The following is a 20210-nucleotide window of genomic DNA, read 5'->3' on the forward strand; positions in this document are numbered from 1 at the left end:
CGTCAGGTTTTGCCTATGGCATAGGCCGCAAGGCTGTTCAAGCTTGCCTAGCTTCAGGAACTGTTAGCACACGTAACATTGGGTGCTTATTTCATTCGACCGTCACAAATAGAGGCCTTCCTTGAGGCTTCTCATCAGGTCGATGACCTTGTTGTTGGGTTCCTCGCCGAGCAGTAGGCGTATCTCGACCAGTAGGTCGCCGCGGTTTCCGGAGCCATCCGGAAGACCTTCGCCCTCAATGCGGATGACGCGGTCGGATCCCGACCAGGCGGGTACGCTGACGGCGAGGCGTCCGCCAAGACCGTCAATGGTGGTCTCGCAGCCGAGGACCGCATTTTCGATCGTGATCGGCAGTTCCGTGCGCAGGTCGAAGCCTTCGGCCCGGAAACGGCCGGGCGCCACACGAAGGGTGATCACCGCATCGCCGCGCTTGAGGTCACCCACCCGGTAGCCCTGATCCGCCAGACGCACCACGTGGCCATCAGTCATGCCGGGGGCAAGCGACAGCTTGGTCGTGCGGTCCTCGTCGAGATTCACGGTGACTTTCTCGCGGGCGAAGAGATCCTCCACCGAGACTGTCACTTCGCGGACCAGATCGGGAACCTTTTCGGTCTTTGCCCTCATGGCCCGGATGCGGCGTACGATGGCGGAGAATATGTACGAACCTGCTGCCGGCGGCGCACCATCGGGCCTTTCGTCCTCCTCCATCGGCGCGGTTCTTGCGGCCGGCTTGGGGTCGACGATCTTCTCGGCGCGTGTCGTGCCTGGCTGCGATTGCGGCTGCGCCTGAGCCTGAGGCGATGCCTGGTTCCCGCGGGAATCGACACCGAAGATCCGTGCAATCATGTCTTCGGCGGATTCGTCCGGGTTCTTCGTGGTGTCGGAGGATGCGCGCACCTTGCGCTCGGACTGCTGGCGGCGCATCTGCTCCATTCGCCGCAACTCGGCTTCGCGCTGGGCGCGGTCGTAGCGGCTGCGCTTTTCCGGATCGCGCAGAAGGTCGTAGGCGCGGCCCGCTTCCGTGAACCTCACGGTCGCAAAGGGGTCGTCCTGGTTCTGGTCCGGGTGGACGGCCTTGGCGACCGAACGCCAGGCAGCCTTGATCTCGTCCTGGTTGGCGTTGCGCTTGAGGCCGAGTACCGAATAGGGATCACGCATTACTTCCACCCGTTCTGACCGTGAGGAAAGGTTGTCTCCTCTCCCTCTACCTTGTGGGAGAAGGCGTTCCACGGCGTTCTCCTGCTCTCAGGATAGTGACAGCAACCTCCTAATCAGTCGTTACAAGACATCACGCGGGAATTGCGGAGATTGGGGACAACCTTCAACCTTGCCGGTCGAAGCTCAGAAGCATCCAGTCGCCGTTGTTCGTCGTGCAGGTGCGGCCGGCGAACTTGGCGATGCCTTGATAGGAGTGACGCGTGGTGGTGAAGTCGCGGCATACCCGGCCGGTCTCTTCGTGCGTCTCCGCGATGCTGCTGATGACGCCCGCGCTACCGGAGGCGGTGTTCGCCCAGGAAATGGGATTGCCCCCGTTGCGCGAGAGATCCGTGGAGGTGACTGCGTTGCGAACGGTCGATTCGTCCGAAGCGTTGTCCTTGGCAAAACCGGGAACCGAGCCCGTCTTGACCACCTTGTCGACCTTCATGCTCGAGGCGAGGTCGAGGCCCGTGCCCATGCAGCCGGAAAGCGCGAGCACGGGCAACACGATTGCGGCGGCCGCGACACGGCCTTTCCACAATATCGTTGTCTCCTGTCGCGACTTTGCTATGACTGCCAACCCTGTCCGCCTATTCGATACACGAAACGTTATTGGATTCGATCATGAGCGAAAATGCGTTAACAAGCGGTGACTTCACCAACGAGAATGAGCCCTATTCCCTCTTTGGCACATGGCTCGAAGACGCGGGCCGCAGCGAACCGAACGATCCGAACGCCGTCGCTCTTGCGACTGTCGACGCCTCGGGCCTGCCCAATGTGCGCATGGTCCTCCTGAAGGATTTCGGCCCCGAGGGCTTCGTCTTCTACACGAATTTCGAAAGCCAGAAGGGCAGGGAGATCCTGGACACCGGCAAGGCGGCGATGTGTTTCCACTGGAAGTCGTTGCGCCGCCAGGTGCGGGTCCGCGGCGCCGTGGAAGTGGTTTCCGACGAGGAGGCCGACGCCTACTACGCGACCCGTCCGCGGGGCAGCCGCATCGGCGCCTGGGCATCGAAACAGTCGCGCCCGCTGGAGAGCCGCTTCGCACTCGAGAAAGCCGTCGCCGAGTACACGGCACGCTATGCGATCGGCGAGATTCCCCGTCCGTCCTACTGGTCGGGCTTCCGCATCGTACCTGTCTCGATCGAATTCTGGCACGATCGGGCGTTCCGGCTGCACGACCGCATCGAGTTTCGCAAGGCGGAAAGCGGCGAGGGATGGACCAAGGTCCGCATGTATCCCTGACAGAAGCGTCTATCGGCGCATCAGCTTGAACGGGATTCCGGAGGCGAGCGCCGAGACGTACTTGCTCTTCTGGTAGAGCCCGTTCAGCGAGATGCGCGAGAGCGCGAACGGATTTTCGAGCGATCGCCGGTCCAGCGTACCCGGCTCGGTGGTGACCGCGAGCTTGAAGCCCAGCTCATGGGCGAACCTGTGTTCGCGTCCGGAGACGGCCGACGGGAAGCCGTAGGGGTAGGCGAAGGTCATCGGTCGCTTGCCCGAGATTTCCTGCACCCTGTCCGCCGAGAGGTTCATCTCCCCGCGCGCACCTTCCTCGGTCAGTCGCGCCAGGGCGCGGTGGCTCATCGTGTGTGCGCCGAGGGTTACCAGCGGGTTCATCGTCAGGCTCTTGAGCTCAGGCTCCCGCAGCACGAGCCGCTCCGTGATCATCAGCGGATCGATGCCGTATGACCGGGCGACGCGATCGAGCACGGTGACGGCCGCGGCCTCGTCGGGATTGGCGTGGATCGCGGCAGCGATCCGGCGGAAGGCCGCATTCTTCTGGTGCGGTGTCGCCAGTGGCAGCGTCACCGGACCGGTGCCGAGTTCGTACTCGATGCTCGGGACGCCGCGCAGAAGTTCGGCCAGCGTTTCCCACCATATGCTGTGCGTTCGTGCTGCGAAGCCGCCAGTGACGAAGACCGTGAACGGCACCTTGTGCCGGGTGAACACGGGTTGGGCATGAACCGCATTGTTGCGGTAGCCGTCATCGAGCGTGAACGCGGCGAAGCGCTCGGTTTCGCCGGCGCCCGCAAGTCGGTCGAGGAGATCCTCCAGCGGCACGAAGGTATAACCTTCCGCCGCAAGGTTGCCGATCGCTTCCTCGAGGAATTCGGGGGTGATTTCGAGATGGGCGTTGGGATCGAACGCATGTGCGGTTTTGGGACGCACATGGTGGAGAGTGAAGATCGCGCCGCGCCCGCGGGCCGAGGTCATCCAGCCGGCGCGTCCTGCAAGATGTGCAAACTCCAGCCCGCCCGCGATCGCGGCCTGTCGGGCAAACTGGCGAAGCACCGTCTTCACGTTTCGAAGTCTCCCGCTCGCGTCGGGCGGACGACGCCCAGACGATCGACGAGAGAAACTAATGCCTCACGGTTAATCCTTGCTGAAGATGGAAAAAGGTGGAAGTGCGCAAAAGCCGCGACTTTCTCCGCGCTGGAAGCCGGCCTCACGCGCCAATGAAGCGGTAGGCAGTCCCGGCCGGCCCGGGCCACGTCGGTCGCCCGACCGGGCCGGGAAGGGAAGATCCGGCCGCGCGGGCCGCCTCTGTCGATCCTTCCTCGGCCATCGCACGATCCCGTTCAGCGGAACAGGAAGTATATGAGGATAATGAGTGGTATCGGAACTCCCAGTAGCCAAAGCAGTATACCGCGTCCCATGACGACCTCCCGGATCAAGTGTTGCTCGCTGGTTTACTTGAAAACCGAAAGCGTAACCGAGATGGGGGCGATTTTGTTCCGTGACGCTATTGCGCGGCGTCACGGTGTACGCCGGCAACAATTGCCTTGTTCGCCGAGGCGGTCAGCTAAGAGAACAGGGCAGTCTCAGGCCTTGGTGCCGCCGACGGTGATCTGGTCCATGCGCAGGTGCGGCTGGCCGACACCGACGGGTACCCATTGTCCGCCCTTGCCGCAATTGCCGATCCCCGTGTCGAGCTTGGAATCGTTGCCCACCATCGTTACGCGCCGCATGGCGTCCGGCCCGTTGCCGATGAGCATCGCGCCCTTGACCGGCGCTCCGATGATGCCGTCCTCGATCAGATAGGCTTCGGTGCATCCGAACACGAACTTGCCGGAGGTGATGTCCACCTGGCCGCCGCCGAAGGAAACGGCATACAGCCCCTTCTTCACCGAGCCGATGATTTCGTCCGGGGTCTTGTCGCCCGAGAGCATGTAGGTATTCGTCATGCGCGGCATGGGGGTATGGGCATATCCCTGCCTGCGCCCGTTGCCCGTCGGCTTCATGCCCATGAGGCGTGCGTTCTGGCGGTCCTGCATGTAGCCGACCAGCTTCCCGTCCTCGATCAGGACATTGTAGGCGGAAGGCGTTCCCTCGTCGTCGACGGTAATCGAGCCGCGGCGGCTGTCGATGGTGCCGTCGTCGACGACCGTCACGCCCTTGGCTGCCACCTGCTCGCCGAGCAGACCCGCGAAGGCGGACGTCTTCTTTCTGTTGAAATCGCCCTCGAGGCCATGGCCCACGGCTTCGTGCAGCATCACGCCCGGCCAGCCGGAGGCGAGCACGATATCCATGGTGCCGGCGGGCGCTTCGATGGCCTCGAGATTGACGAGCGCCTGGCGAAGCGCTTCGTCGGCGCCGTACTGCCAGCTGTCTGTCGTCAGGAACGCGCCGAAGTTGCGCCGTCCACCGATGCCATAGCTGCCGGTCTCCTGGCGGTCGCCTTCACCGGCGACGACGGAGATGTTGATGCGTGTCATCGGACGGATATCGGTTACCCGGTGCCCGTCGGCGCGCAGGATGTTGACGACCTGCCAGCTCGCGGCAACCGACGCCGTGACCTGGCGAACCTTCGGCTCCTTGTCGCGCAGGTAGGCGTCGATCTCGGTCAATAGAGCCACCTTCTCCTCGAAGGTCGGACTGCCGATCGGGTTGTCCGCGCTGTAGAGGTGGCGGTTGGTGCCCTGCGGGGCGGCCGCATAGCTACCCGAGTGCCCGCGCGTCACGGCGCTTGCGGCCTCCGACGCCCGCTTCAGCGCCGAAATGGACATCTCGCCGGAATGCGCATAGCCGACCGCCTCGCCGGCGACGGCACGAAGCCCGAAGCCCTGGTCCGTGTTGAAGCTGCCGCCCTTCAGCCGGCCATTGTCGAAGGTCAGCGTTTCCGCCTGCGAATGCTCCAGGTAGAGCTCGCCGTCGTCGGCCTTTGCCAGCGTCTCCTCCAGCACCGCGCGCACCGATGCCTCGTCGGCGTCGAAAAGGGTCAGGAGATCGGTGTTCATGGCAGGCTCCGCTCATGCATGGTTTCGGTGCCTCCCATGTAGAGATGCGCCAGCCGCTCGGCAAGTTTAGACCTGCACGCGCTTCGTGTTGCTTGCGATATCCGGGTTTCTGTCGATAGGCGAGGGGGCCTACGGCAGCGCGTCGTAACCTTCGCCGAACCCCTTGAGGTCGACCGGTATGCCGATGCCTTCCTCGGGCGACTGGAACACGATGAATGTTGCGGTGGCGCCCGAACGGAAGGTTTTCAACAGTTCGTCTTCCAGCACCACTTCGGCGTAGCAGCCATCGGCAAAACAGCGCACGAAATAGGCGCGGCCGATGTCCTTGCCGTCGACGTTGAGGCCGAGACCGTTCGGCAGAAGCACGCCGAGCGGAGCCAGCACGCGCAGGATGCGCGCTTTGCGGTCGGCGGTCTTGAGCACCACGACGGAAAGGCCGACTTCGGGGCGGTCCTCCGCGATGACGTTCTGCATCAGGGCGCATTGCTCGCCGGTCGCGCCGGCCGGCTGGTCGCAGACGATCGACCAGGCACCATGGTTCGATTTGACCGTACCGGGCTGCTGCGCCGAAGCAGCCGGTGCGAACGCCGCTGCCGCAAATGCCAGCGCGGCAAGGCCGCATGCCGCTCTGGACAGCCGGGGAAGGGAACCGAAACCCATGAAAACCTCAAAAACTCGAATCAGACGCGCTATTCTTGAATAGCCGTCATTGAAATGAAAAGCCCCGCGCAGTCATTTCCAGTGCTTCAAGGCGGAAATTGGACCGAGAATGCCTTGTATCATCACCCTTCGTGGATGTGGACCCGGCCCGGGAGTAAAACCATGCGGACATGTGTCGGCCGGAGACGGGTTCTGCCACATTCGTAAAGGCGCAACATCCTATGTTATAAGGTGTCGCCGAATTCCCGCCACGGTTTCGCCACCCTTGTGTTTGCGCAAAAATGCCGCATGAGCATACCCCCATGGCTGTTGCGGCGGCGAGGAAACTGTGATTTTAAGCACACGGTATAGCAGGGATTCTGCGTCTGTTTGATCCCAATCAAACGCTTTGGGGAGATACGTTGTGAAAAACAAAGCTTTTGCAGTACTGGCCGCGATCGGCTGTCTGCTTTTTGCTTCGAGCGCTTTTGCGGACCAGCCGGTCGCGTGGCAGCATGGGCTTCAGCCCGCCGCCACCTCGATCATGGAAGAGATCCGCTGGTTTGAGCAGTATACATTGTGGTTCATTATCCCGATCACGCTCTTCGTTCTCCTCCTGCTGATCGTCGTCGTGGTCAAGTTCCGTGAAGGTGCAAACCCGGTTCCTTCCAAGACGAGCCACAACACGCTGATCGAAGTGATCTGGACCGTCGGTCCGGTAGTTATCCTTCTCCTCCTCGCAATTCCCTCCTTCCAGCTTCTGACCGCCCAGCTCGCGCCGACCGAAGAGCCCGAACTGACCGTGAAGGCGACCGGCTACCAGTGGTACTGGGGTTATGAATATCAGGTCGGAGAGAACCCTGTCTCCTTCGACTCGCTGCTGCTCCAGGACGCCGACCGTGCGTCGCTCGGCAAGGAAGACCGCGCCACCTATCCGCGCCTTCTCGCCGTCGACAACGAGGTCGTGGTTCCCGTCGGCAAGCATGTCCGTCTTCTCGTGACCGGCGCCGACGTGATTCACGCCTTTGCGATGCCGTCCTTCGGTGTCAAGATCGACGCCGTTCCTGGCCGCATGAACGAGACATGGTTCAAGGCTGACCGCGAAGGCCTGTTCTACGGCCAGTGTTCCGAGCTCTGCGGCAAGGACCACGCCTACATGCCGATCGCCATCCGCGTAGTCTCGCAGGAGAAGTTCGATACCTGGCTTGCTGCCGCCGCGACCAATCTTGGCGATGCAAACAAGGCCTTGATGGCGTCCATCGATGGTCCGGCAAAGTCCGTGACCGTCGCTGAAAACGCCGCGCAGTAATTCCAAGGGAGTAGTATCCATGGCCGGAACAACCGCTGCTCGCGATGCTCATCACGAACATCACGAACACCACGAACACAAGCCGCTGACCTTCTTTCAGCGCTGGTTCCTTTCCACGAACCACAAGGACATCGGCACGCTCTATCTGATCTTCGCGATCATCGCCGGCATCGTCGGCGGCACGCTCTCGATCTTCATGCGCGCCGAACTCCAGGAGCCGGGGATCCAGATCTTCCACGGCCTGGCCCAGATGGTCTACGGCTTCGAAGGCGACGCTGCCATCGACGGCGGCAAGCACATGTTCAACGTGTTCACCACCGCGCACGCACTGATCATGATCTTCTTCATGGTCATGCCGGCGCTCATCGGCGGCTTTGCCAACTGGATGGTGCCGATCATGATCGGCGCGCCGGACATGGCCTTCCCGCGCATGAACAACATCTCGTTCTGGCTCATCATTCCGGCCTTCCTGCTCGTCCTTCTGTCGATGTTCGTCGAAGGCCCGGCAGGCGCATACGGCGCGGGCGGTGGCTGGACGATCTATCCGCCATTGTCGACTTCCGGTCAGCCAGGACCCGCGATGGACTTCGCCATCCTCGGCCTGCACATCGCCGGCGCGTCGTCGATCCTCGGTGCGATCAACTTCATCACCACGATCCTGAACATGCGCGCTCCGGGCATGACGCTGCACAAGATGCCGCTGTTTGCCTGGTCCGTGCTGATCACCGCCTTCCTGCTGCTGCTTTCGCTGCCGGTTCTGGCAGGCGGCATCACCATGCTGCTCACCGACCGCAACTTCGGCACGACGTTCTTCGCGCCTGAAGGCGGCGGCGACCCGATCCTGTTCCAGCACCTGTTCTGGTTCTTCGGTCACCCGGAAGTGTACATCCTGATCCTGCCCGGCTTCGGCATCGTCAGCCACATCGTGTCGACCTTCTCGCGCAAGCCGATCTTCGGCTACCTCGGCATGGCCTACGCCATGGTCGCCATCGGCGCAGTCGGCTTCATCGTGTGGGCGCACCACATGTACACCGTCGGCATGTCGCTCGACACGCAGCGCTACTTCGTCTTCGCCACCATGGTCATCGCGGTCCCGACGGGCGTGAAGATCTTCTCCTGGATCGCGACGATGTGGGGTGGCTCGATCCGCTTCACCACGCCGATGGTCTGGGCGATCGGCTTCATCTTCCTGTTCACCGTCGGTGGCGTCACGGGCGTTCAGCTCGCCAACGCCGGCCTCGACCGCGCTCTTCACGACACCTACTACGTGGTTGCACACTTCCACTACGTTCTGTCGCTCGGCGCCGTCTTCGCAATCTTTGCGGCCTGGTACTACTGGTTCCCGAAGATGAGCGGCTACATGTACTCGGAGTTCATCGGCAAGCTGCACTTCTGGGTCATGTTCGTGGGCGTGAACCTCGTGTTCTTCCCGCAGCATTTCCTCGGCCTCGCCGGCATGCCGCGTCGGTATATTGACTACCCGGATGCATTCGCGGGCTGGAACAAGGTTTCGTCCTACGGCTCGTACATCGCTGGTATCGGCGTACTGATCTTCCTCTTCGGCGTCTTCGAGGCATTTGCGCGCAAGCGCCTTGCTGGCGACAACCCCTGGGGCGAAGGTGCGAACACGCTGGAATGGCAGCTTTCTTCGCCGCCGCCGTTCCACCAGTGGGAACAGCTTCCGAAGATCAAGTAACAAGATCGCAATCGAAACGCAGGAGGCCGCCATTGCCGGCGGCCTCGGCAATCGGGGCCACAAAGGCTCCCTTGAACGGACGGCAGGACGCAAATGGCAGTCATCGATCATCACGAAGCGGCGGTGGAGGGGACGGACGTGTATCTCTCCGAGGCGACCGCCCGCGACTATTTCGAGTTGCTGAAGCCGCGCGTCATGTCACTCGTGGTCTTCACGGCGCTTGCCGGCCTTGTGCTGGCGCCCGGACACATCAACGCTTTCATCGGCGTCATCGCGATCCTCTGTATCGCGGTCGGCGCCGGCGCCTCCGGTGCACTCAACATGTGGTATGACGCCGACATCGACGCGGTCATGTCGCGCACGGCGTCCCGGCCGATCCCCTCCGGCCGCATCCGGCCGCAAGAAGCGCTCGCCTTCGGCCTGACGCTCTCGGCCTTTTCGGTGGTCATCCTCGGCCTTGCGGTCAACTGGCTGTCGGCCGGGCTGCTCGCCTTCACCATCTTCTTCTACGCCGTCATCTACACGATGTGGCTGAAGCGCTCGACGCCGCAGAACATCGTGATCGGCGGTGCTGCCGGCGCCTTCCCGCCGATGATCGGCTGGGCCTGCGTCACGGGCGGCGTCTCGATCGAGAGCATCGTGCTCTTCCTCATCACCTTCCTGTGGACGCCGGCGCATTTCTGGGCGCTCGCGCTGTTCAAGATGCGTGACTATGACGCCGTCGGCGTTCCGATGCTGCCGAACGTCGCGGGCGAGGCCACGACGAAGACGCAGATCCTGATCTACGCGGTGCTGACTGCGGTGATCTCGGTCATTCCAAGCTGTCTTGGCTTCGCGAGCCTCGCTTACGGGGTCTTCGCGGCGGCAATGGGTCTCGGTTTCGTCTGGTATTCCATCGGCGTGCTGCGCATGCCGGAGTCAGACCGGGTGATGCGTCCGGCAAAGAAGCTCTTCGCTTTCTCGATCCTTTATCTCTTCGCCATCTTCTCGGCATTGATGATCGATCATCTGGTGCCTGTGATCGGAGGGCTGATGTAATGGAAACTGTAAGCCTCAACGAAAAGCAGAAGAAGTCCCGCCGCGGGCGCAACATCGCGCTTGCTGTCGTGCTCGCCGCGCTGGTGGGCCTGTTCTACGTGATCACGCTGGTGAAGTTCGCCAGCGGAATGGCGGGCTGAACGATGAGCGGCGAGAACGGACAAGCGCAGAAGGGCATCGGCAACGGCACGATCGTCGCTGCCTGCGCGACCTTCGTTGTCGCGATGGTCGGCATGGCCTATGCCGCCGTGCCGCTCTATCAGATGTTTTGCCAGGTCACGGGCTACAACGGCACGACGCAGCGCGTCGAGCAGGCCTCGGATGTGGTGCTCGACAAGAAGATCAAGGTCCGTTTCGACGCCAATGTCGGCAACGGTCTTCCCTGGACGTTCGAGCCGGTGCAGCGCGAGATCGAGTTGAAGATCGGCGAAACTGTGCAGGTCGCCTACAAGGCGAAGAACATTTCCAGCCGAGAGACCACCGGGCAGGCAATTTTCAACGTCACGCCGCAGCAGGCGGGCGCCTATTTCAACAAGGTCCAGTGCTTCTGCTTCACGGAGACGAAGCTGAAGGCGGGAGAGGAGATGGAAATGCCCGTCGTCTTCTTCGTCGATCCGGCGATCGTCGATACGGTCGAGACGAAGAACATCCACACCATAACCTTGTCGTACACTTTCTATCCGCATGAGGGCCCGAAGCCGGTGGCTTCGGCGGCGGACAAGATCGTCAATTCGACAAACTAGCTTTTGGAAACATGCGTTTCCGGTTAAACGGGAACGGAACGCGACACATTCGGGATTGATTGACATGGCCGATGCGCATCAGAAGAAACACGACTACCACATCATCGACCCGAGCCCGTGGCCGCTGCTCGCTTCGATCGGCGCTTTCGTGCTCGCGCTCGGCGGCATCATCTACATGCGTTACCTGGCCGGAAGTTCGCTGAAGATCTTCGGCATGGAGTTCGCGAACCCCTGGGTTTTCATCCTCGGCTTCGTGCTCGTCCTCTACACGATGTACGCCTGGTGGGCTGACACCATCAAGGAAGCACACGAGGGCCATCACACGCGGGTGGTTTCGCTGCACCTGCGCTACGGCATGATCATGTTCATCGCTTCGGAAGTGATGTTCTTCGTCGCCTGGTTCTGGGCATTCTTCGACGCGAGCCTGTTTCCCGGCGAGGAAATCCAGGCCGCCCGCACCGCCTTCACCGGTGGTGTCTGGCCGCCGAAGGGCATCGAGGTCCTCGACCCCTGGCATCTGCCGCTCTACAACACGGTCATCCTGCTGCTGTCGGGTACCTGCGTGACCTGGGCGCACCACGCGCTGCTGCACAATGACCGCAAGGGTCTGGTCAACGGTCTGATCCTGACCGTGCTGCTCGGCATTCTCTTCTCGACCGTCCAGGCATACGAGTATGCCCACGCTCCCTTCGCCTTCAAGGAGTCGATCTACGGCGCGACCTTCTTCATGGCGACCGGTTTCCACGGCTTCCACGTTCTGGTCGGCACGATCTTCCTGCTCGTCTGCCTGATCCGTGCGATGCGCGGCGACTTCACCCCCAAGCAGCACTTCGGCTTCGAAGCTGCGGCCTGGTACTGGCACTTCGTTGACGTCGTCTGGCTGTTCCTCTTCTTCTCGATCTACATCTGGGGAAGCTGGGGCGCGCCGCTGGCCCACGGCTGATCGGCAGAGAACGGTTCTGGAACAGGAAGGCGGGTGCTTCGGCGCCCGCCTTCTTTCTTTTGGGAAGGTCGGATTGGACCGCGCCGTGACCCCGGGGGAGGTGAGCCCTTTGGTCGCGGTCCGCATGCTATCGCAGCGTCTGCCGATCGGCTAATGATGTCCCGCGCGGATGGAACAGAAGAATAAGACATGAGCGAAGACAGTGCGCATTACCCACCAGTGGATCCGGTCAAGGCAGGCATTCGCGGCTGCTGCCCGCGCTGCGGCGAAGGCAGGCTGTTCGAGGGCTTTCTGAAGGTAAAGCCGAAGTGCGCCAATTGCGGGCTCGACTATTCCTTTGCGGACGCGGGTGACGGTCCTGTCGTCTTCGTGATCCTCATCATCGGCTTCATCGTCGTGGGGGCCGCGCTATGGATGGAAGTCAATCTCGATCCGCCGTTGTGGGTTCATTTCATCCTGTGGATCCCGCTCGCGATCGTGCTCAGCCTCGCGCTGACGCGCGTCCTGAAGGGCGTGCTCATCACGCTGCAATACCGCAACAAGGCGCGGCCGGGTGAGATTGACCGTGGCTGAGCGTGGCGCCGTGCAATCTCCCCGTCGCTTTCGCGCCTTGGTTTCGGGAGCGGTCGTCCTCGCCGCGCTCGCGGTCCTCGTGTCGCTTGGAACCTGGCAGTTGCAGCGTCTCCACTGGAAGGAGCGGCTTCTCTCCGAGATTGCCGGTCGACGCACCGCCGCCGCCGTGTCTCTGTCCGAGCTCGAGAAGCTTGCGGCTGACGGCGAGGACATCGACTATCGTCCCGTCACCGCCCAGGGAACCTATGTGAACGACGGGGAGCGCCACTTCTTCGCGACCTGGAACGGGCAGTCGGGATATTACGTCTATACGCCGCTCGCCCTTGAGAATGGGCGTTTTGTCCTCGTCAATCGCGGTTTCGTTCCCTACGAGAAGAAGAAGCCCGAGACCCGTGTCGAGGGCCAGCTTTCCGGACCGCAGACGGTCACCGGCCTCGGTCGCGGAAGGCTCGAGGGCAAGCCCTCCTGGGTCGTGCCGGACAACGATCTCGCCGGAAACATCTTCTACTGGAAGGACCTCGACGCAATGGCTTCGAGCGCGGGTATTCCCGCAAGCTCGCTGGTGCCGTTCTTCATCGATGCCGATGACACGCCTAATCCGGGCGGTTTGCCGGTCGGCGGAGTCACGCAGTTCGACCTCCCGAACAACCACCTGCAATACGCGTTGACCTGGTATGGCCTGGCCGTCACCCTTGTTCTCGTGAGCGGTCTCTACGTCCTCAGACGGAAGGACTGAGGGCCGGGAACCGCTCCGGTGTCTTCCAACTGCGCACATTTGTGGTAAACCCGGCGCGACTGTGTATTTTTAAACGGTAGCCAATGATTGCGCTCGCCACTGTTCTTGTTCTGCTGACTGCCATAATCCATACCGGCTTTCTGTTTATGGAAATGTTCCTCTGGACGTCGCCGCTGGCGATGGCAGCATTCGGCATGGATGACGTACAGGCGGAAGAATCGAGCTTCCTGGCCGGGAGGCATGGCGTATACAATGGCTTCCTCGCGCTTGGACTGATTTGGGGACTACTGCATCCGGACCCGCTGTTTTCCTTCCAGCTCAAGCTTTTCTTCCTGCTCTGGGCCATCGTCGCGGCGTGCTACGGCGCGTGGTCGGTGAACCGGCGGATTCTCTACGTGCAGGGCGTTCCGGCGATCCTTGCCTTCATCTTTGTCGCGGTGACCTACTGATATGGCTTCTTCTGTCGCAAAATCTCCGCTCACGATACGACTGTGCGGGCCGCGCGGTTTCTGCGCCGGCGTGGATCGCGCCATCCAGATCGTGGTGCTCGCGCTCAAGGCCTACGGCGCTCCGGTGTACGTCCGCCACGAGATCGTCCACAACCGCTACGTCGTCGAAGGGCTAGAGGCCAAGGGCGCGATCTTCGTCGAGGAGCTGGATGAAATTCCGCCGGAGCACCGGTCGCAGCCGGTCGTCTTCTCGGCCCACGGCGTTCCTAAATCCGTTCCCGAGGACGCGGTTGCGCGCAATCTCTTCTATCTCGACGCGACCTGCCCGCTCGTCTCGAAAGTGCACAAGCAGGCCATGCGTCACCAGCGTCTCGGCCGCCACGTGGTCCTCATCGGCCATGCCGGCCACCCCGAGGTGATCGGCACCATGGGACAGCTGCCGGAAGGGTCGGTATCGCTCGTCGAGACCGTGGAAGATGCCGACACCTATCAGCCGATCGATCCCGACAATCTCGGCTTCGTGACGCAGACGACGCTGTCCGTCGATGATACCGCCGGTGTCATAGCGCGCCTTCAGCAGCGCTTTCCCAATCTGACGGCGCCTGCGGCCGATTCGATCTGTTACGCCACCACCAACCGCCAGGAGGCGGTGAAACAGGCTGCCCCCGGCTGCGACCTCTTCCTCGTGGTCGGAGCGCCGAACTCGTCCAATTCCAAGCGCCTGGTCGAAGTGGCGCTCAGGGCCGGGGCGAAGAAATCCATCCTCGTCCAGCGGGCCTCCGAGATCGACTGGGACGATCTCGGTGACGTCAGGACCGTTGGCCTTTCCGCCGGCGCATCCGCTCCCGAGGTGATCGTCAACGAGATCATCGAGGCTTTCCGCGAGCGCTACGATGCGATTGTGGAGCTTGCCGATACCGTCGAGGAGAACGAGAATTTCCTCGTCAACCGCGAGCTTCGTAATATCGAGTTGACGGCGGGGGACATGGCCTTCGTCAACGGCGAACAGAATTGACAATGGCGGATACCGGCGGCTACCTCCTGCGCTTGCGGCGAGAGTCGATGCGCAGGCCTCGTCCTCTATTGCTCCCGACGTTCCCAAAAGCGTGAGACCGACATCTTGGCAGTCTATACCGATATCACCGAGGACGACCTCGCCCGCTTCCTGACCGCCTATGACACGGGCACGCTCACCTCGTACAAGGGCATTGCGGAAGGCGTGGAGAATTCCAACTTCCTCCTTCACACCACGAAGGGCGCCTTCATCCTCACGCTCTACGAAAAGCGCGTCGATCCGAACGATCTGCCTTTCTTTCTGGGCCTGATGCACCATCTCGCCGATCGCGGCGTTTCCTGCCCGCTGCCGCTGCCTCGCAAGGACGGTAAGCTGCTTGGCGAGCTTTCCGGGCGCCCCGCTGCAATGATCTCGTTCCTCGAGGGCATGTGGCTGCGCAAGCCCGCCGTCAGGCATTGCCATGAGGTCGGGCGGGCGCTTGCGCAGATGCATGTCGCAGGCGAGGGGTTCGACCTGACACGGCACAACGCGCTCTCTGTCGGCGGCTGGCGTCCGCTGTGGGACCGGTCTTCGGAACGTGCCGACGAAGTGGAGGCGGGGCTCCAGGGCGAGATCGCGGACGAGCTCGACCATCTGGAAGCACTATGGCCGAGCGATCTTCCCGGCGGTGTCATCCATGCCGATCTCTTCCCTGACAACGTCTTCTTCATCGGCGACCAGCTTTCCGGCCTCATCGACTTCTATTTCGCCTGCAACGACCTGCTCGCCTATGACGTGTCGATCTGCCTCAATGCCTGGTGCTTCGAGAAGGATGGCTCGTTCAATCTCACCAAGGGCATGGCCCTGCTTTCGGGTTACGAGAGCATCCGGCCGCTCTCTGAAGCAGAGGCAAATGCACTGCCGCTGCTCGCGCGCGGCTCTGCCCTGCGCTTTTTCCTCACGCGGCTCTATGACTGGCTGACGACGCCGCCGGGAGCCCTGGTCGTGAAGAAGGATCCGCTGGAATATCTGAGGAAGCTGCGGTTCCACCGGCAGGTCGGATCGCCCGCAGAGTATGGGCTCGTTCGATGAAGCATGTGGATATATTTACCGACGGTGCCTGTTCGGGAAATCCAGGCCCCGGTGGCTGGGGCGCGGTGCTGCGCTATGGCGACGTCGAGAAGGAACTTTCCGGCGGTGAGGCGGCGACTACAAACAACCGCATGGAACTGATGGCCGCCATCACGGCGCTGAGCGCGCTCAAGGCTCCCTGCGAGGTCGACCTCTATACCGACTCCAAATACGTCATGGACGGCATTGAGAAGTGGATCCATGGCTGGAAGCGCAACGGCTGGAAGACCGCGGACAAGAAGCCGGTGAAGAACGGCGAGCTCTGGCAGGCGCTGGATGAAGCGCGGGGCAGGCACAAGGTGACGCTGCACTGGGTGAAGGGCCACGCCGGCCATCCCGAAAATGAACGGGCGGACGAACTGGCCCGCATGGGCATGGAACCCTTCAAGCGACGCTAGCGCGCGTTGCCGCTAAACTGCCTCAACACAGTCTGGAAGATTTCCGGCTTCCCTGAGAGACGGCTGTTTCCCGACCCTGTGTCCGTATTCAATTGCGGGCGCACGGCTGCCCGTGGCTGCTGGGCACGCTTCCTGAAATCTCTCCGGCCGTTCATTGCAACCGGACACGGCGTCACGCGCCCATGAGCGGATATTACAAACGAAATTGCCCGGGTTTGACCCCCGGGCAATTGCTTTTCTGTGTTCCGCCTGCGGGCCAGACTTATGCCTGCACGGGTTCCCGGATCTTCCCGGCGATCGAGAAGGCGAGAATTCCTGACAGCAGCATCAGTCCGCCGACGATGAACATCGGCAGTTCGTAGACGCCGGTCGCATCCTTCACGAGGCCGGTGACATAGGGAGCGGCGAAGCCGGCGATGTTGCCGATCGTGTTGATGAGCGCGATGCCTGCCGCCGCTGCCGGACCTGCCAGGAAGCGGGACGGAATGGCCCAGAAGTTCGGGAGCGCCGAGAAGATCGAGCATGCCGTGATGGTGATTGCCAGCACCGTTGCCTCGGGCGAATTCATGAGGAGCGCGGTCGGAATGCTTGCGGCACCGACGATCGCCGGAATGCCGATATGCCAGGCCTTAACGCCACGGCGGGCTGCATCACGGCTCCAGAAGAACAGCGCGACGGCGGCCGGCAGGTAGGGGATCGCGGTGATCAGGCCCTTGTCGAACACGTCGAACTTGGTGCCGAACTTCGCTTCGAAGCCGGCAATGATCGTCGGCAGGAAGAAGGCGAGTGCATAGAGGCCGTAGATGAAGCCGAAGTAGATCACCGAGAGCAGCCATACACGGCCATCCGTCAGTGCCAGTCCCGTCATCTTGCCGTGGGCGTGTGCCTTGGCCTTTTCTTCCTTGGCGAGCTCGGCATTGAGCCAGTTCTTCTCTTCCTGCGTCAGCCACTTCGCATCGTCGGGCTTGTCGGAGAGATAGAACCAGGCAACGACACCGACGACGATCGCGGGAACAGCGACGCCGAAGAACATGATGCGCCAGCCTTCAAGGCCGAATGCGCCGTGGGCCTGGATGAGCAGGGCGGCGAGCGGTGCACCGACGACGGTCGTCAGCGGCTGGGCGATGTAGAACAGCGCAAGGATCTTGTTGCGGTGCCGTGCAGGGACCCACATGCTGAGGAAGAGGATCGCTCCGGGGAAGAACCCGGCCTCGGCCACGCCGAGCAGGAAGCGGAGCACATAAAGTTCCGTAGCACTGCTGACCCAGGTGAACAGCAGGGCGACGATGCCCCAGGTCACCATGATGCGAGCCAGCCACCGGCGCGCGCCGTACTTGTGAAGCGCGAGGTTGCTGGGAATCTCGAGAACGATGTAGCCGAAGAAGAAAATGCCGGCCGCAAAGCCGAATTGCGCGGCCGTCAGCGCGAGATCGTTGGTCATGCCGTTGGGGCCGGCAAACGAGATCGCGGTACGGTCGAGAAAGTTGATGAAGAACATCAGGGCGATGAAGGGCACCAGCCTGCGCGAGATCTTGCTGATAGCCGATCTCTCGACCTGTGAGTTATTGTGGACTGCTGCGTCCATGAACGAACCTCCCTGGGTTTTCGCTGCAATGTTTGGAGAGAGTGATCGTTCGAACTGCGGCAATGAAGCGGAATCCAAGATTCCCTTCCGTCTCCTGCCCGTTATCTGCCTGCCTCCAAATTGCCGCGAGTCCTAACGGAGTGTATACAGTGCCCGCAAGCGATTAAAAATCGTCATCGTGTGAAGAAAAGTCACAACACGACGTGGCGGGAGTAACCAGTTTGAGCCGAACGATGCCATCTATGAATGCGCTCAGGGCCTTTGAGGCGACGGCGCGCCACCGTTCCATGACGCTTGCTGCCGATGAGCTGTGCGTCACGCATGGGGCGGTCAGCCGGCACATAAAGTCACTTGAGGAGACACTCGGCGTCGTGTTGCTCAACAGGAAGGCGAGAACGACCGAGCCCACTCCAGAAGGTATACGCCTTGCCGAGGGGCTCGCCAGTGCCTTCAGCCTGATGCAGGCGAGTGTGGACAGGGTCCGGCCCGCGCCGCTCACCTTGTCCTGCTCGTCCTCGATCATGATGAGCTGGATCATCCCGCGGATTTCGAGGTTCCACGATCTTCATCCGAACATCGAGCTGCAGTTCAACATGAACTACGATCGCATCGATTTCGTGCGCGACAAGATCAGCATTGCAATCCGGACGAACGTCATCGCACCGCCGGACGACGCGATCATTCGCGAGCTTTCGGGTGAGTGGATCGGGCCGGTCTGCGCCCCCCAGTATCTGGAAGCCTCGGGCCTCGGTGCGCCTGAGGACATGGAAAAGGCGCTTCTCCTGTCCACGAGAACCCGTCCCGAGGCGCTCATCGATTGGCAGAAGGCTGCAGGCTACGAAGGGCTCTCTCTGGAGCCGAAGGCGGAATTCGATCACTTCTACCTGCTGATCCAGGCGGCAGCCTGTGGCCTGGGCGTTGCGGTCGTGCCGCGCATGCTGGTGCTGGATCAGATTCAATCCGGCCGCCTTGTGGCGCCGTTCGGCTTCAGGCCGGGACCCCGTCGTCTTCTGCTCTGGATCGCGCCGCACCTCGTGGGGCGACCCGACACGTTGGCGATCGAGAACTGGCTCACCCGCGAGATACACAGCAGCGCGGGCGAGCCGAGGGACGCTTTCTAGAGCTGCTCGAGCATCGCGGCCGCGGCGGAAACGGTCGCCTGGCCCGGATTTTCCTCGACGTTCAGCGACTTCACGACGCCGTCTTCGACAAGCATCGAGTACCGCTTGGAGCGAACGCCGAGCGTGCCGGCCGATAGGTCGATGTCCATGCCGAGAGCCTTGGTGAAAGCCGCATCCCAATCGGCGAGGAAGCGGATCTTGCCGGCGCCTCCGGTGGAGTTGGCCCAAGCGCCCATCACGTGGTGATCGTTGACGGCCACCACGAAGATGTCGTTCACGCCCTTGGCGAGGATGGCATCCCGGTTTTCGAGATAGCCGGGCAGGTGGTTGAGGGAGCAGGTCGGCGTGAAGGCGCCGGGGACCGCGAAGATCACGACGCGCTTGCCCTTGAAGAGCTCGGAGGTCGTTGTATCCACCGGTCCGTCCGGCGTGCGCTCCCTGATCTTGAGGTCGGGCAGCTGGCTTCCAACGGCAATGGTCACGGTCGTTCTCCTCGTTCTTGGGTATCAACAGTCCTGCACTGGAACGGTGGTGTTCGAGCGGCAGTCTGACGGCGCACTATAGGGGATGGTCAATCGAGGACAAGCGGCGTTTCCATCGTTCTGGCGCCGCTTCGCACCGTCAGCAGGAGCTGTGCTGTCTTGCCATCGGCAGCCTTCGGCTTGCGCACCAGGGGGACCTCGTAGCTGTAGCTGCCGTCGCCCTGGCCGGTGGGCCGGGCAACACCGAACTGGAAACCCTCCGGTCCAGATACCAGGACTTCGGGCGGCGCACCGTCGTCGTCCGGCGCACGGAACATGACCGAGAGCGTCTTGCCGTCTCCGCTCCAGGACGCGGATGTGGCTCGAAAATCCTCACTGGCCCGCTCCGGCAGGCGTGCTTCTGCGTCGTCCAGCGCGGCAATCTCCAGCGGATTGGCAAAGCTTTCCGCGCCGACGTCCACCGAGAGCTCGGCCTGCACGGGCACGCAGATCTCGTCGCAGATACCGAGGAAAACCGAGGCCTTGATCGTGTCCGCACGGGCGCCCGGCGATTGCCTCAGCTTGAGCGGCAGGGCGACTGAATGGTCGTAGGCGATGTAGCGGGTGGCGCCATCATCGAATTGCCGCGGCATGGGAAAGCCGGTGCCTTCGAGTGTCACGCCCGGTGTGCCCTTGACATCGATGACAGGTGGAATGCCGCTTTCGCCGGGATCGCGCCAGTAGGTTTTCCAGCCGGGCTGCAGGCGGATGTCGAGCATTGCGCGGATGCTGCCGTCCTCTGCGGCGGGTAGCGCCACGAGCCGGATCCTGCCGCCTTCGCTTTCGTACCACTCCGAGCTGGCGGCAGCGGCCTGGGAGAGCGGTGCGAGACTGAGGCAGAGTGCGAGGAGGTGAGGGCGCCAGGGCATCGTCATGCGGGAGGTGTAGCGCCGCCG

General features: G+C 62.2%; 22 protein-coding genes. 14 read left to right on the forward strand and 8 right to left on the reverse strand.

The window, feature by feature from the left end:
* Positions 1 to 102 precede the first annotated feature (102 nt).
* Positions 103 to 1158, reverse strand: coding sequence for a DnaJ C-terminal domain-containing protein (locus F3Y30_RS08325; RefSeq protein ID WP_203425988.1), 1056 nt, complete (start codon positions 1156 to 1158; stop codon positions 103 to 105).
* A gap of 163 nt (positions 1159 to 1321) precedes the next feature.
* Positions 1322 to 1738, reverse strand: coding sequence for an RT0821/Lpp0805 family surface protein (locus tag F3Y30_RS08330; RefSeq protein WP_246752911.1), 417 nt, complete (start codon positions 1736 to 1738; stop codon positions 1322 to 1324).
* An 83-nt stretch (positions 1739 to 1821) separates the two neighbouring features.
* On the opposite strand from F3Y30_RS08330, the gene pdxH reads away from it, so the two are divergent.
* The gene (gene pdxH, locus F3Y30_RS08335) at positions 1822 to 2442 is read left to right on the forward strand and encodes a pyridoxamine 5'-phosphate oxidase (RefSeq protein ID WP_203425989.1); all 621 of its coding nucleotides are present in this window, start codon (positions 1822 to 1824) and stop codon (positions 2440 to 2442) included.
* 9 nt (positions 2443 to 2451) lie between these two features.
* On the opposite strand, the gene F3Y30_RS08340 is transcribed toward pdxH, so the two are convergent.
* The 3 genes from F3Y30_RS08340 to F3Y30_RS08350 form a co-directional block, all read right to left on the reverse strand.
* Complete coding sequence (locus F3Y30_RS08340) at positions 2452 to 3501, reverse strand: polysaccharide deacetylase family protein (RefSeq protein ID WP_246752912.1); 1050 nt, start codon at positions 3499 to 3501, stop codon at positions 2452 to 2454.
* A 521-nt stretch (positions 3502 to 4022) separates the two neighbouring features.
* On the reverse strand, positions 4023 to 5438 hold the full coding sequence (gene tldD, locus F3Y30_RS08345) for a metalloprotease TldD (protein ID WP_203425990.1): 1416 nt from the start codon (positions 5436 to 5438) through the stop codon (positions 4023 to 4025).
* A gap of 129 nt (positions 5439 to 5567) precedes the next feature.
* A complete protein-coding gene (locus tag F3Y30_RS08350) occupies positions 5568 to 6098 on the reverse strand; it encodes an invasion associated locus B family protein (protein WP_203425991.1) in 531 nt (176 codons plus the stop codon).
* Positions 6099 to 6501: 403 nt separating this feature from the next.
* On the opposite strand from F3Y30_RS08350, the gene coxB reads away from it, so the two are divergent.
* From coxB to rnhA, 12 genes are all read left to right on the forward strand, one after another.
* The gene (gene coxB, locus F3Y30_RS08355) at positions 6502 to 7386 is read left to right on the forward strand and encodes a cytochrome c oxidase subunit II (RefSeq protein ID WP_203425992.1); all 885 of its coding nucleotides are present in this window, start codon (positions 6502 to 6504) and stop codon (positions 7384 to 7386) included.
* Between the two features lie 19 nt (positions 7387 to 7405).
* Positions 7406 to 9082: a cytochrome c oxidase subunit I gene (gene ctaD / locus F3Y30_RS08360; protein ID WP_203425993.1), complete on the forward strand. Its 1677-nt coding sequence runs from the start codon at positions 7406 to 7408 to the stop codon at positions 9080 to 9082.
* A 93-nt stretch (positions 9083 to 9175) separates the two neighbouring features.
* Positions 9176 to 10120, forward strand: a complete 945-nt coding sequence (locus F3Y30_RS08365; RefSeq protein ID WP_203425994.1) for a heme o synthase — start codon at positions 9176 to 9178, stop codon at positions 10118 to 10120.
* A complete protein-coding gene (locus F3Y30_RS08370; protein WP_203425995.1) occupies positions 10120 to 10260 on the forward strand; it encodes a hypothetical protein in 141 nt (46 codons plus the stop codon). The genes F3Y30_RS08365 and F3Y30_RS08370 overlap by 1 nt, the downstream gene beginning before the upstream one ends.
* A gap of 3 nt (positions 10261 to 10263) precedes the next feature.
* Complete coding sequence (locus F3Y30_RS08375) at positions 10264 to 10863, forward strand: cytochrome c oxidase assembly protein (RefSeq protein ID WP_203425996.1); 600 nt, start codon at positions 10264 to 10266, stop codon at positions 10861 to 10863.
* A 64-nt stretch (positions 10864 to 10927) separates the two neighbouring features.
* Positions 10928 to 11806: a cytochrome c oxidase subunit 3 gene (locus F3Y30_RS08380; protein WP_203425997.1), complete on the forward strand. Its 879-nt coding sequence runs from the start codon at positions 10928 to 10930 to the stop codon at positions 11804 to 11806.
* Between the two features lie 189 nt (positions 11807 to 11995).
* Positions 11996 to 12379, forward strand: a complete 384-nt coding sequence (locus F3Y30_RS08385) for a DUF983 domain-containing protein (RefSeq protein ID WP_203425998.1) — start codon at positions 11996 to 11998, stop codon at positions 12377 to 12379.
* Entirely contained in the window at positions 12372 to 13115 is a 744-nt protein-coding gene (locus F3Y30_RS08390) for an SURF1 family protein (protein ID WP_246752913.1), read from the forward strand. Before F3Y30_RS08385 ends, F3Y30_RS08390 begins: the two co-directional genes overlap by 8 nt.
* Positions 13116 to 13198: 83 nt before the next feature.
* The gene (locus tag F3Y30_RS08395) at positions 13199 to 13564 is read left to right on the forward strand and encodes a DUF1304 domain-containing protein (protein ID WP_203425999.1); all 366 of its coding nucleotides are present in this window, start codon (positions 13199 to 13201) and stop codon (positions 13562 to 13564) included.
* Position 13565: 1 nt separating this feature from the next.
* On the forward strand, positions 13566 to 14579 hold the full coding sequence (gene ispH / locus F3Y30_RS08400) for a 4-hydroxy-3-methylbut-2-enyl diphosphate reductase (RefSeq protein WP_203426000.1): 1014 nt from the start codon (positions 13566 to 13568) through the stop codon (positions 14577 to 14579).
* 105 nt (positions 14580 to 14684) lie between these two features.
* Entirely contained in the window at positions 14685 to 15650 is a 966-nt protein-coding gene (locus F3Y30_RS08405) for a homoserine kinase (RefSeq protein WP_203426001.1), read from the forward strand.
* Positions 15647 to 16087 carry a ribonuclease HI gene (gene rnhA, locus F3Y30_RS08410; RefSeq protein WP_203426002.1) on the forward strand — a complete coding sequence of 147 codons (441 nt, stop codon included), beginning with the start codon at positions 15647 to 15649 and terminating at the stop codon, positions 16085 to 16087. The genes F3Y30_RS08405 and rnhA overlap by 4 nt, the downstream gene beginning before the upstream one ends.
* A 262-nt stretch (positions 16088 to 16349) precedes the next feature.
* On the opposite strand, the gene F3Y30_RS08415 is transcribed toward rnhA, so the two are convergent.
* On the reverse strand, positions 16350 to 17672 hold the full coding sequence (locus tag F3Y30_RS08415; protein ID WP_203426003.1) for an MFS transporter: 1323 nt from the start codon (positions 17670 to 17672) through the stop codon (positions 16350 to 16352).
* A gap of 242 nt (positions 17673 to 17914) precedes the next feature.
* Here F3Y30_RS08415 and F3Y30_RS08420 point away from each other — a divergent pair, with 242 nt between their 5' ends.
* Entirely contained in the window at positions 17915 to 18793 is an 879-nt protein-coding gene (locus tag F3Y30_RS08420; protein WP_246752914.1) for a LysR substrate-binding domain-containing protein, read from the forward strand.
* On the opposite strand, the gene F3Y30_RS08425 is transcribed toward F3Y30_RS08420, so the two are convergent.
* Both F3Y30_RS08425 and F3Y30_RS08430 read right to left on the reverse strand, forming a co-directional pair.
* The gene (locus F3Y30_RS08425) at positions 18790 to 19275 is read right to left on the reverse strand and encodes a peroxiredoxin (protein ID WP_203426005.1); all 486 of its coding nucleotides are present in this window, start codon (positions 19273 to 19275) and stop codon (positions 18790 to 18792) included. The two genes, F3Y30_RS08420 and F3Y30_RS08425, sit on opposite strands and share 4 nt — an antisense overlap.
* An 89-nt stretch (positions 19276 to 19364) precedes the next feature.
* Positions 19365 to 20189, reverse strand: coding sequence for a protein-disulfide reductase DsbD domain-containing protein (locus tag F3Y30_RS08430; protein ID WP_203426006.1), 825 nt, complete (start codon positions 20187 to 20189; stop codon positions 19365 to 19367).
* Positions 20190 to 20210 lie beyond the last annotated feature (21 nt).

Source organism: Sinorhizobium sp. BG8, assembly GCF_016864555.1.
Lineage (GTDB): Bacteria > Pseudomonadota > Alphaproteobacteria > Rhizobiales > Rhizobiaceae > BG8.